Source organism: Shewanella sp. LC6 (assembly GCF_006385735.2).
Classification (GTDB): Bacteria; Pseudomonadota; Gammaproteobacteria; order Enterobacterales; family Shewanellaceae; genus Shewanella; species Shewanella xiamenensis.
The window spans coordinates 4,233,738-4,246,501 of the sequence record NZ_CP043902.1 but is presented as its reverse complement, the minus strand read 5'-3'; the positions used below and the strand labels follow the sequence as shown (position 1 = coordinate 4,246,501).

The 12,764-nt window shown below is 44.6% G+C and carries 11 protein-coding genes; 2 read left to right on the top strand and 9 right to left on the bottom strand.

Going from position 1 to position 12,764, the window contains the following annotated elements; translation table 11 throughout:
- Positions 1-165 precede the first annotated feature (165 nt).
- Positions 166-1,857, bottom strand: coding sequence for a FapA family protein (locus FJD32_RS19015; RefSeq protein WP_088586114.1), 1,692 nt, complete (start codon positions 1,855-1,857; stop codon positions 166-168).
- 1,088 nt (positions 1,858-2,945) lie between these two features.
- Between FJD32_RS19015 and FJD32_RS19010 the strand changes: the two genes are divergently transcribed.
- Positions 2,946-3,572, top strand: a complete 627-nt coding sequence (locus tag FJD32_RS19010; RefSeq protein WP_088586113.1) for a hypothetical protein — start codon at positions 2,946-2,948, stop codon at positions 3,570-3,572.
- A 432-nt stretch (positions 3,573-4,004) separates the two neighbouring features.
- Positions 4,005-4,349, top strand: a complete 345-nt coding sequence (locus FJD32_RS19005) for a hypothetical protein (protein ID WP_140916682.1) — start codon at positions 4,005-4,007, stop codon at positions 4,347-4,349.
- A gap of 465 nt (positions 4,350-4,814) precedes the next feature.
- Here FJD32_RS19005 and FJD32_RS19000 read toward each other — a convergent pair whose 3' ends face one another.
- The 8 genes from FJD32_RS19000 to FJD32_RS18965 form a co-directional block, all read right to left on the bottom strand.
- The gene (locus tag FJD32_RS19000) at positions 4,815-5,213 is read right to left on the bottom strand and encodes a hypothetical protein (protein WP_088586111.1); all 399 of its coding nucleotides are present in this window, start codon (positions 5,211-5,213) and stop codon (positions 4,815-4,817) included.
- 81 nt (positions 5,214-5,294) lie between these two features.
- Complete coding sequence (locus FJD32_RS18995; RefSeq protein ID WP_140907304.1) at positions 5,295-6,029, bottom strand: hypothetical protein; 735 nt, start codon at positions 6,027-6,029, stop codon at positions 5,295-5,297.
- Positions 6,030-6,651: 622 nt separating this feature from the next.
- Entirely contained in the window at positions 6,652-7,680 is a 1,029-nt protein-coding gene (locus tag FJD32_RS18990) for a methyltransferase (RefSeq protein ID WP_088586990.1), read from the bottom strand.
- 218 nt (positions 7,681-7,898) lie between these two features.
- Complete coding sequence (locus tag FJD32_RS18985; RefSeq protein ID WP_088586108.1) at positions 7,899-9,281, bottom strand: alkaline phosphatase; 1,383 nt, start codon at positions 9,279-9,281, stop codon at positions 7,899-7,901.
- 73 nt (positions 9,282-9,354) lie between these two features.
- Positions 9,355-10,302, bottom strand: a complete 948-nt coding sequence (gene gshB, locus FJD32_RS18980) for a glutathione synthase (RefSeq protein WP_088586107.1) — start codon at positions 10,300-10,302, stop codon at positions 9,355-9,357.
- A gap of 92 nt (positions 10,303-10,394) precedes the next feature.
- Positions 10,395-11,126, bottom strand: coding sequence for a 16S rRNA (uracil(1498)-N(3))-methyltransferase (gene rsmE, locus FJD32_RS18975; protein WP_088586106.1), 732 nt, complete (start codon positions 11,124-11,126; stop codon positions 10,395-10,397).
- An 8-nt stretch (positions 11,127-11,134) separates the two neighbouring features.
- On the bottom strand, positions 11,135-11,911 hold the full coding sequence (gene endA, locus FJD32_RS18970; protein ID WP_088586105.1) for an endonuclease EndA: 777 nt from the start codon (positions 11,909-11,911) through the stop codon (positions 11,135-11,137).
- A 126-nt stretch (positions 11,912-12,037) separates the two neighbouring features.
- Positions 12,038-12,652 carry a SprT family zinc-dependent metalloprotease gene (locus tag FJD32_RS18965; RefSeq protein ID WP_088586104.1) on the bottom strand — a complete coding sequence of 205 codons (615 nt, stop codon included), beginning with the start codon at positions 12,650-12,652 and terminating at the stop codon, positions 12,038-12,040.
- Positions 12,653-12,764 lie beyond the last annotated feature (112 nt).

Genomic DNA, 12,764 nt, shown 5'->3' with positions numbered 1-12,764 from the left:
GGCAGTATGCCACCGACTAGGTCAAAGAAGAAAGCCATTGAAATGTTCTTGGGTGAGGATTCACTCGTGGATAACAATGAGGGGGCTATGATTGAGGCAGTAGCCCTAAGGGGCGCGCCACGTTGAATGACATGTGCGCCCTTAGTAAAACGCTTTGAACGTTATTTAACTGGCTGCCGCTTGTGCTTTAGGTTTGGCATTGTAATCAAAGTTAATCTCTTGATTAAGATTGGTGATGGAGCAAGTGCCATGTTCGCGGGTCGTTCTATGATTAGCTTGGCCAATATGAAATTCGACATTGAGGAATACATGCTTAATCACATCGATGTGATACTTATCGAAATAACTTTCCACTTCCTGTTTTAGGCTATCAAATTCGAGCTCTTCACGGGTGCGCTCGTTTAAAATTCGGTTCTTCTCATCGAGCATCATCTTAATCTGCTCAATCATCACGGGATCATTTTGCCATTCGGATTTTGGGGGAAGTCTTTTTAGGCGAGCTTCAATATCGAGGGTGGCTATTACCATTGATTGGACACTTTCCTCCAGCTGTTTGAGGTTTTGCTTGAGCTCGCCTTGCTCCATTGCACAAAAGACTTCTGTTTTTGTCCCCGCAGTGGCACCAATGGCAACGGCAATGAGTCCTTTTTCAGCATGGGCGACGCCACCAGTTAAATCGCCGCGGCGACCGCTAGTGTCACTTATTGTCAGGGTTCCTGCTGTTTTGGTATGACTATGAAGTAATTGCTTAGTGATCAGAATATTCCCCTTTGCAGTTAATTGGGAATATTGCACAAACTGGGCGCTGATTTGCCCTTGAGCAGTGAGGTTAGTCGAAAACTCATTGACGCGAATTTGCCGACCAATGACGCCTTTACTAACGGTAATATCGCCTTCTGCCTCAAGGGTCGCTGAATCGACAAAGCCCATCACAGTAATATCACCGGAGCTTTTCACTATCATGCCTTCGTGTACATCACCTGTGATTAAAATACTGCCTTTAAAGGTGACATGGCCCGTGCTGATATCGACATCTTTTAGCTGTAAAACATCATCAACATTCATGCCTGTGCGGGTTTCAACGGGTTGCCCTGCTACAGTGGCGATGAGTTTGTTGGGATCATTCGGATGGATGCTGGTACCTGTTCCTGCGAGTAAAGGCAGATCCTTGCCAGGCTTTTGCTTAAGGACTTCTCCTTTAATGTTATAACCGGGAGAGCCTTCGGTCCCTGGGTGTTTGATCATCAAAATATCGTTAGGCTTGACCATTATCATGGAGCCAAGATTACGCATATCCACAGTACCATCTTCGCGCTCCTGCGGCTGGAGTAAGCGCTCACGGGCCAGCGAAACCTTACGCTCTAGCACGGCATTTTGGCCGTTTACTGGGTGCTTGCCTTGGGCGATTTCACTTTGACAGCTATCGCCGGGTTTGAGCTTGGTGATTTTTTGCAGCAAGGTTTGGATTTTAAGTTTGCTTAAGCCCATGCAAACATTATTTTTTTTAAGTTCAGTAAGAATTTCAGGTAAGTCGACCGCTTTACCTCCACAAGGGGCGGTTAGGGTCATGGTGGCGAGCATTTTATCTGGGCTGATTTCAATCTTAACGCTACCATCTCGGCGTTCAGCCAGTACGGAAAACAGTTCAAATTTACCATCTTCTTGATGGTACAGAGAGTTAGTTTGCGCCACCACTTTATCGATGGCCTGATCAAGTGGATACAGTGAGCAAAACTCTGGGAGCGATAACAGGCGCATCACATCATCACGGGTGATGGGGCCATGCTCTTTGGGGATCAGGCGTAATTCCGCCTTGCTTTTGTCACTGCTTAACTCGAGGAGTTCAGGGGCCAACATAGAGCGCTTCCTTACTCGTTTGTTTTATTATTGTTTTATCGGCTAACGCGAGTATAACAGTAGAAACTTTGCGCAAAGAAGCCTTTTCGGCGCGAAAAAATGTAAATGTTGTGTTTTTGTTGTCATGGTCTATTGGTTGATTTATCAATAGATTTTTTATTTGATTAACGATAGTTAATCTAGTGTAATCTCTGGTTTTTTAGCCAAAGAATAGCACGAGTATTAATCGGCTTGGTTATGATGTTAACAAAAAAATAAACTTTACAACGCCCTAGGATATGTTAGGGATGAAGCCGATGTAGCAAAACCCTTAATAATTTAGCGCTTACTGCATTTGATAGCGTTCACAAAACGATGAAATTGTTCTTTGAAAGCTAAGCAAATTAAGTGACTGCAGAACTTGTTCACCGCCCTATTTGTCTCTGTTAACAGATACTCCCCTATATGGCTGTATGCAAAAGGTGTTCAGAGAGTTGAGCCTTTTTGATGTTTGCAATATTTTGATTAAATTTATTTTTTTGTGTGGATAAATAAGATGTGGCTTGTTGTTACTTCTTACTGTATTTCTCCAGTAAGAAGATTGAAACCGTAAAATAATGATGTTAATGTTTTGTGATTGCTGAATTACTTATCCGCAACACACTCATAAATACGAGCAAGACGGTGCTTTACTGAGGGTGACTTGTACGCGAAAAGATAGAGAGTATTGCTCTCATATCGAATATCTCGCACTAACTTACGATTTTTTCTGCTTGGAGTTGCGATTAATCGACAGTAACTTACAAATTAAGAACGAATTTAAAGCTTTCCCTGTATTTAGTGCAGGCTCCACGAATTAATGTGACATAGTTGAAGTCTGATGACTTTGGGATTTTGGATGTAAAAAGAAGAACTAATTGGAAACTATAGGTAAAAAATGCAGTGTCCAATTCGAAGTGTAATTAATAAATTTATACTTATTGAAGATATATGCGCAGGTTAACAGATAGCTGACTAGGAATAAATTGAATAATTTAGTTGCATTTTTAGAGTTTAGTTTATTCAATTTTTCTTATTAGCTTAGTATTTCATCTATTGGGAGAGTTCAATTGAATTTTAAAGTTATTGTACCGTTGATTGTTCTGATCGTTACAGGTTGCTCGTCAGTGCCAACTGTAAAGTTAAAGCCAGAAGTGTTTAATAGTCTTAAGACTGTAAACCTGGAGTCTTATCCAGATAATAATTTGATGTTGTATTCTGTTAGTACTGTTGATGTGCAGTTTGTTGGAGTTGGTATTGCAACTTCGGCTGGGGATGGGAAAGGTGTTAAAGAGTTCGCTCTTGAATACATGGAACGGAATAATATTAGTCTTAATGAGTTGGTTCGCAGCCAGTTCAAAAGTAAAGTTCAATCGGATAAATTACCAATAGTTTTCAAACAAGACTCACCTAATAAGCTTGTGCTTACACTTAATGTAGTTGTTCTAGGTATGAAGCACGGATTTTCTGATGAGTTCAACGCTTTATTCAACATTTCCGGCCAATTATTAAACGAAAAAGGTGAAATTGTTTGGTCTTATAACGCAATACCTATGCCTCCCGCGCCCGGTTACTCAGCAACCTTGGACGAAATGTTTTCCTCACCCGAGGCTTTTATTAAATATTTATCAGCAGCCTCTGATCCAATGGTGCAAAAGCTATATAATCACTTTAAAAGTGGGTTAAAGGAGATATAACCACCATCGTTATTGGGGATTGGTGGAGTGTACCCATTGACGCTATTTCAAATTTTCATTGGGCATCATTTTAAGGTGGGTTTTAGCTACTTTGGTAATGTTTAGTTTTGATTTTTTACTTGTATTCAAGGCCCGAAGCGATTCGGAAGATAAAGTGTAAAATCAAAGGGGTTTTTATTAACAAGTTTTATTCTGAATGTTAAAATTTGAAAGAGCTAAACCACAATCTATGGATTGGTAAAGTTTATAATTTTAAGGTATTGATATATGGATGATTTTTTCAAGTTTCATCGTGTAATGAGTCTGCCTTTGTCGAATCTGTTCTATTATATCAGGCACACTACGAAGTGTCGTACTTCAAGGGCGATTAGTTGTTTTTTGCTATTGTTTTTATTAGCATTTACTTTCAAAGCTCTGGCTAATGATACACATATGCAGCTTGCATTAAAGTTTGAAGATCTTAGCAGTTCTTCAGATAAAGAGGCCTTAGTGGATAGTATGATACCCTATTTTCAGATGCAAACTGATGGAGGTGAAGCAGAGATGAAAAAAATTCGTAGCTTCCTTATCCAATCTCTTCAATCTGAAGATTACAGAATCATGAAAGCAAACATATATAAAAGGCAGTTTTCCAAAGAGGAACTTGAATTGCTTATTGAGTTAGTAAGTAGCCCAGCTTATAAGTTATTGAACTCTAAGCGTTACGATATAGCAATTGATACCCAACAATCGATGCTAATCTTTCTACAAAAATCAATGGAAAATATGGGGGAATAAATCAGGTCACCCATTTTAAATCAAAAATATAATGTACTTACATTTGTCTACAACTTGTAAAAGTTAACATTGTTTAAAAATAACCATCAAAAGTCGCAGGGACAGAATCTGAGGCAATAAATTGCGCTAATCACTTAAAAATGGAGCATTTCAGACGAGACCACATCCCATAGTGCTTGGGAAGTGTTTGTTATTAGCGCGATTAATGCTGTGTCTTCAATTTTTTGTGCGATTAAGCATGAGACTGTCCAAATTTTACACCATTCGGAGGTTAACTGCAGCGCCATTAAGGCTGGGTGTCCAAATTTGTCATAAGGGGATAAGGTTTCTATCCAGATGTGGGCTTAAAAGCTTAGAGTCATCTAACTTTGGGCAAAGTAAGCTAGGTGCTTTGCTTCAATTTGTGGGGTTAGGATTAAATCGTGGGATTAAAAATTCTATGGTTAGCATTTGATTACCCCTTCGCTATTCTTGTATTACACCCCCATGAGTCAGCTCAAATCTGGGTTCTTTATTGCTTGGCCATGTCGGCTTTTCTATGGGGGACTCAAAAGTTGTCAGCCAAACTTCAAGCTCACCGGAGTCTGATAAACATCCCATGTAGGAAAAACACATACCGCTATCTATCATGTTATTGGCAAATTGAATTGCCTCTTCAAGAGAGCCTTCTTCCTTGTTATGGCTGAAGGTTTCATCGTCCCACACCCAGTTGATAGGTGCTCCATCTTCATCACAAGCAAGGTATCTTACGTTCTTATAACCGTCACTTGCTGCTGTTAATGAATCCAGAAAGGTTTCTCTGATTTCTGAGAATCTCTTTTTGAATGCTTCAATGCCTAAATCTTTACTAATAATGTGCTTCATACTTGCTCTAGAGGTTAACACCCCAATAACCGGCGCAGCTTTGCTGCGTCCGGACCCTAAGGGGCGAAGTTGATTGATTTGTTAGAAGGTGTTTTTGATTAGCCAATTTGCGCCCTCAATCAACTCGTTAATCTGTTCTTTTGTAGGCTCAATATCTTTTTTGTGAGAACAAATATTTCTAATGTCTGCAAGATAAGTAACCTTTCTCCATGTTGGAGTATCAAATACCCCTTCATTTTTTAATGGGTCGTTTAAGTCACTTATCGTTGGGTGCTTTTTGCGAGACTTAATGCCATGGTTATTAGCCAATTTTTGAAGGTGATTTTCGATAACTACGCCAACCAGAGAACCAGCTGCCCTTAAGCTTATCTTGGATAGTTGCCTTGCTGTTTCAAGCTCTGCATCTTGGATTTCAGAAAGAAGCTCTGTATCAATGTTTGCCAGGACGGAGTCAATTCTTCCTAGCAAAGAATGGAGGATTGTCAGCTGGTTAACTGAATTTTGAACAGTCTGAGCACGTGTATCGAAGTTTTGCAATTGATATGATCCAGGAGCGACGCCTTTTAGATAATCCTGAATTACATAGGTACCGTAACCAAGGCTCTTACGTTTTGGATCTATTTCATAATAAGATTTGAATTCTGGATATCGATCTGGCGCTAGCACCTCAACTACTCGAAGTGATTTTGTATACCAAGACTGATATTCATATCGGAAGTTCTGATTTTTATCTTTATCCTGAAGACGTTTTATAAGATTTACGCCTTCATCATAAAGATCTGATATTTCCTTCGATATTGATTCTTTAGTATCCATGCAAACCTCCTAACATTTTATTCATGCGCATGTGCGTTTACCTCGTTGGACCAGTGAAAACGCGCACAGTTAACTATCTGTATAAAAAGAACTTATCAGCTTTCTGCCGCTTTTCATATAAGTAATCCATCTGGAAAAACGCGCATGTGCGTTTTTCAAACCTATTAACTAAAAGCCAACTACTATAGTCAATTGATTTTATAGCGTTTTATTTGTTGAAAATGGAGTTAATGCGCACTGATATTGTCTTCAAATCATTCAAAAATACCTAAATTTAAATATGACTGTAACTCATATATTGTTAGTCAATTTATGGCAGGGCCAAACATAGGCAAATAGATAAGAATTTGTATCGCAGCAGGAGTGGGAATTTTCGATTGAGCTAACAAGCCGAAGCACGGAATGGAGCATTAGCTTTTTAGTCAGATGAAAAGTTCAATGGCAAAAAATGCTATTTAAGAGATGGCAGCGTTAACTTGTTTGTTGGGGGATTTTTTATTTCAAAATGCGCGTATTTGATAGGGGCGGCGTTATCTTCGTAATTCTTAATGAGTCTTTATTCCTTAGTGCAGCATAGAGTCAAATTAAGTTTGCCCCACTCACAATCGAGCGGGGCGAAAGATTAGGCCTGTTGGAAGGAATAGAGTTTGTACTTGTTGTTCTCTGCCGGCACGGTTAATTGGCCGAACTCGGCGGCGATGGTGTCCGAATAGGGTAGGTGGCGGTTAGCGACGATTTGCCAAATCCCTTTAGATTGTAATTGCTTGGCGCTATCGGCGACAAAGCGTTGTGCAATGCTGGTCGTGCTGGCAAGGCCATCGTGGAACGGGGGGTTGGAGATAATACCGTCGAATTTTCCACTGGTTTGCGCCAGTCCATCGGAGGGATAGACCTTGCCCGTCATGCCGTTTGCTGCCAACGTAAGTTCGCAGGAGGCTAGCGCCATAGCATTGATATCAATACATTCTAGCGACAGTGTCGGCTGCGCCTTTAGCAGCGCCGCGGCAATCACACCAGCGCCGCAGCCAAAATCCAGTACTCGACCTGAAAGCGTTGGCAGATGCGACAGCAATAGCTCTGTGCCTTGGTCTAAATGCTTTTCACTGAACACACCGACTAAGTTACAGATGGTGATATTGCCCTGCGGGGTGGCGAGTTGATACTGGCTAGTCCAATTGCTGAGTTTAATCTCGGGCGCGGTATCGATTAGGCTGCTGCCAAAGAGTAGGCAATGGCGCGCGTTATCGAGTTTGACGCCTGTGGCAAAGTATTTCGGCAACAGTTTGACTAAGGATTTAACCCCGCCTTTGTTTTCTCCTACGACTAAGAGCTGGCCATCGGCCACTAAATGCTGAGCGGCCAGATTAAACAAATAGGGCGCTAACGGCTTAGCCTTAGGAAAGTACACAATCACAGTGTCGTACTTATCATGGTGGGGCAATTGATGGCCAAAATAGCAACGCAGTTTGGCATTAGCCTGCGGCGCTAAATGCAGATAATGATGGTAATCCAAGGCGAGGGCATCGACGGACTGGGCGACATCGAGCAGTGCTTTGGGCAGTGAATCTGCCTCATGGTTTAGCACTAAGACTTTATGTTGGCTCAGGGTTTCCTGATTGCGGATAATGACTTGCGATGGATTCGTTAACACTGCATGGCTACCGTAAAAAATAAGTGCGGGCATTATACCCCTTATTCGGCTGCGAGCCAGCCTGCATGCCGCCGACTTAAGGGGTGCAGCAAAACAGCGCTCACTCGAACGGTGCGAACTGAAAGCCAATAAAAAAGGCAACTGTGTTAATACGGTTGCCTTTTATCTGTTAGCTGGCGCGATATTCGCTTGGCTTATTTTTAGCTAATCGCAGCAAATCAACCCTGTGGCTGCACTGGTGCTGGGGCTGGAGTTGATACCTGTACCGGGGCTTTTGGCTTTTTAGGCTTAGGTAGCAGGCTAAAAATCTTATTGGCGATATCAGTATTGTCCTGATGACCGTTAAACAGCCCTGCTGCGGGACCTGCGGCAAACACTTGCACATCGGTGCCTGTGTGTCCGTCCGTTGTCCAACCCGTATCGGTACGTTTATCAATCACATGACGAATAGCCATTGCCATGGTTTCTAAGCCCTGCATTCTGGCTACATTGAGTTTAGCCAGTTCTTCTTCCGTTAATTCAAAGCCTAAACCACGGGATAAGTCGGCTTGCCAGGTTTCGCCACCGATAGCGGCTTGCGCTAAGGTATCTGAACTGGCGGAAATATTGCGCAGGATCTCAGGATTCCAGTTGTAGTTTCCATCGACACCAATCGATAAACCGCCGGTATTATGGTCGGCGGTGATCACCATTAAGGTATCGGGATTTTGCCGCACAAATTGTTCAACGACTTCAATGGTGTTTGCAAACTCATCCATTTCGCCCATAGCGGCGGCGATATCATTGTTATGTCCCGCCCAGTCGATAAGGCTACCTTCGACCAGCAGTACAAAGCCTTGATCATTTTGCGACAGTAAACTGAGGGCTTTTTGGGTCAAGGTGCTAAGTTTTTTAGCATCTTTTTCATCTATGGCCCAAGGCAGTTGTACTTCGGCAAACAAACCTAAGACCTTAGGCTGGGTAATGCTGGCCAGATCATCAAAGCGGGTAATATGTTGATAGCCCTTGGCGGTAAATTGGGCCAACAGCTCGGGTGGAAAGTACTTTTGTCCGCCACCTAAAAACACATCGGCGTTGGTGTCAAGATAACTTAATGCCAGTGCATCGTAATTTTTACGGCTTTCGTTATGGGATAAAAATGCTGCTGGCGTGGCATGGTTAATTTGTGAGGTAACGGCAACCCCGGTACTTAAGCCTAAGGATTTGGCTTTTTCAAGAATGGTGGGCAGTGGCTGTTTTTGGGTATCAACCGAGATGGCGCCGTTATAGGATTTGACTCCTGTCGCGAGGGCGGTTGCGGCGGCGGCCGAGTCGGTCACATAACCACTGACACTGGCGGGATACGTGCTTGCCATGCCAACCAATAAACGGTCAAAGACGGTTTGTTCGACTTCTTCGGTATCTGGATTGTCCTTGTAATAGCGATAGGCACTGGTATAGGAAGGCCCCATGCCGTCGCCAATCATAATCACAATATTTTTGGGGCGTGATGGCGCCTTGGCTGGGCCCGTCTCATTCGCCCCAGCTTCCGCTGCAAATACGGGGCTTGAGAGCCATAAACTCATACCAAGCAGTAACAGTGGCGCTTTGGTGAAACTCATATCAGATCCCTAGAAGTCGTAGGCGCTCTTAAGGCGCCTTCAATGAATATTATTATCTTGTAGGTGTACAAGCTTACTGGGCGAGACGGGCTTCGATGGCATCGAACAGCATGCCAGTAATGTCCACATCAAATGCCGCTTGGATTTCGCGGATACAAGTCGGGCTAGTGACGTTAATTTCGGTCAGCTTGTCACCAATCACATCCAGACCCACAAAAATCAGCCCGCGTTTTTTAAGCTCTGGGCCAATGGCGCGCGCGATTTTCCAATCTGAGTCCGATAGCGGTTGGGCAACACCGCTGCCGCCTGCGGCCAAGTTACCGCGGGTTTCGCCTTTTTTCGGAATCCGCGCCAAGGCGTAGGGCACGGGCTCGCCATCCACCACCAGAATGCGCTTGTCGCCCTTGGTGATTTCAGGAATAAAGGCCTGCGCCATTGCGTATTGGTTGCCATATTGGGTTAAGGTTTCGATGATCACCCCAAGGTTAGGGTCGTCCTGCTTGACGCGGAAAATCGAGGTGCCGCCCATGCCATCTAGTGGCTTGAGGATAATATCGCCCTTGGCTTGGTGGAACGCGCGGATCCGGTTGGCATCGCGAGTCACAATGGTCTCTGGAGTAAATTCGCTAAACCATGCGGTGAATAGTTTTTCGTTGGCATCGCGCAAGCTTTGTGGCTTGTTGACGATTAATACACCTTGTTCTTCGGCGCGCTCTAACATGTAAGTGGCGTAGATATATTCGGTATCGAACGGCGGGTCTTTACGCATTAACACCACGTTCAGATCGCTCAGCGGCGTGTCTTGGGCATCGCCCAGTTCAAACCATTTATTGGCATCGTTGATGACTTTTAATGGACGCATATTGCCCATGGCTACGCCATTGACCATAGCAAGGTCGGCCATTTCCATATAAAACAGCTGGTAACCCTTTTCCTGCGCCGCCATCAGCATGGCAAAACTGGAGTCTTTCTTAATGTTGATCTCACTGATGGGGTCCATCACTATGCCGAGTTTTATCATTAATCTGTTCCTTATTGGTTGCCGTCGCAGGCAAAAAGCATTTATGGATTAGCCAGTAACCGATTCGCTAGTTAGCGGTTAACCTTTAACCTTTAACCTAAATCACCGAATCGAAGTTGCAGCGCGGTAATCGCCGTGAGTGAGGCGGTTTCAGTGCGCAGCACTCGGGGGCCGAGTAACACGTCGGTAAACTGATAGGTTTCCGTCATCGCGATTTCTTCCGCCGATAATCCCCCTTCGGGACCGATCAGTAGGCGTACGCGGGTATGGGATAAATCTAAGCCATTGATACCGTGCGCTGCCCTTGGATGCAAGTTGAGTTTGAGTGCGCTGGTCGGTTCGCTGCACCATTGCTGTAATTCCATGGCGGGGCGAACGATGGGCACTTGGCTACGGCCCGATTGCTCACAGGCGCTGATCACTATCTTTTGCCATTGCTGGATTTTCTTTTCGAGACGCTCACCAGTGAGCTTGACGCCGCAGCGGTCAGAAAATAGCGGCGTAATGGTATTTACCCCTAGCTCAACGGATTTTTGAATGGTGAACTCCATCCGATCGCCGCGGGAAATCACTTGGCCTAAATGCAGGTTGAGGGGCGACTCCGATGGATTGGCCTCACAGGACAGCACTTTTACCGTGACCGATTTTTTACCCGCATCGACAATTTCGGCAAGATAATCATGACCATCGCCATTAAACAGGCTAATTTGCTCGCCACTGCCCATACGCAGCACTTTGCCGATATGGGCTGCGCCATCTTCGTCTAGATTCAGCTGTTGGTTTACGGCTAATGGCTGAGGTTGATAAATTCTTGGAACTCTCATTGTCGACCTTATTCGGCTAATTGTTGGCGCAGTGGTGGTGCATTGCAGGCATTCTGCACAAAGGGATTATGATTACCTTGGATCTGCGCTATGGCGTTATCGCGTTTGCATTCAATAGTATCAACTGGATAGCTTTTATCCCATGCTTTGAACAATTTTAATTGCTGTGAGGCGATTTTAAGGCCATAGGTCTGCTGCATATACAGGTAAGTGCGTGCAATTTTGCCACGGGCGTGAGCGGGCGGCTGGGCTTGGCGATTCCTAAAGTCGATGACCATAGCACATTGACCATATTGGTCTGCCTTACCATTCCATTGGCTAAAACGGAAGTTGCTGCGATCACCGTTCACTTCACCAATGGCGGGCACCAGATTGTGCATGTCCGCTTCCATCTTATTGAATTCTTGGCTGTTATCGGCGCAGTTTTTACGGCCACCCTTTTGCCAGCATTGTAATTGGTGACCAAACTCCCATGCAGGGACGATATGCTCCCACTCGATACGGTTGGCGCGGGTTTCTTGTTTACGCACTTGATAACCGCAGCTATTGAGATCGGGCTTCCAGGATTTGCCCTTAATTTGGATAGTGCAGCCACAGTAAAAACTGACTGCGGGCAAGGTGCCTTGGCGACTGCCTTGGTATAAGGATTGAGACAAGACCTTGGCTTGGCTAAAACTATTGGGGTGCGAAGGAGAGGCATTGGCTGAGGCCAACACCGCCAGCCAACTGAATAGGCACAGCAAGGTTTGCCGAGACCTTAAGGCTATCTTGGAGTTGTTCAATATTTATCCCAAAAATAATCAATACTACGCGAGCCTGTGGCTCGTCTTTTATGTCTGAATGGTAAGGGAAATACCGCGTCCTATGCAAATCGCTCGTACTTTTGGCAGAGGATTTTTACGCTATGTGGGTTATTTGGCTGCTTCGGTAAAGGTGAGGTGGGTATGGCAGCGTTTACACAGATAACGGGTTTCACCACGCAGTACTTTATTATGGCGACGGATGCTCAGCCTAACCGGACCGCAGGCACAGCGGTACTCAAAGTCTTTCCCTTTAACCGACTGAGTATCGAAACTGTGGGTGGTATTGGGGCTCACCTTAAACAGCTTGAGCATGATGGATTGCCACTCGCGGCCATGGGGTTTGGTTTTGCCAAAGAGTTGGAAGCAGAGTAAGTGGCTTATTTCGTGGGGCACTACTTCGGATAAGAAGGCTTCGCTATTTTCCCTGAGTAATACGGGGTTAAAGCGCAGGCGATTCTGCTGCAAATGCGCTGTGCCCGCACTCCGTCCCCGCAGGGTAAATTGGGTCAACGGCCGCGCAAATGGACGCTTAAAGTAGATTTCTGCCTGCTGATAACAGTCTTCGATACGCGTAAGGATTTGCTGCTGCACTGGTGTCAGTGGCTTTGGCTGGTGTTGTGGCGTGTTGGTTTTCGCCATCTTGGTCGCAGTCGGCGTGGTGATACTCGCGGATGAGATAGCTTTACGGCGCAGGCTATTGAGTAGGGATCTCGGGTTAAACATAGACTTAGGCGTTAACTCTTATTTTGCAAAGCATCAAATGTGGCTAGGTGTGTCAGATGGATACCATGATGCGACCCGATAAGGCGCATAAAGCAAGCGTTCGCATCATAAC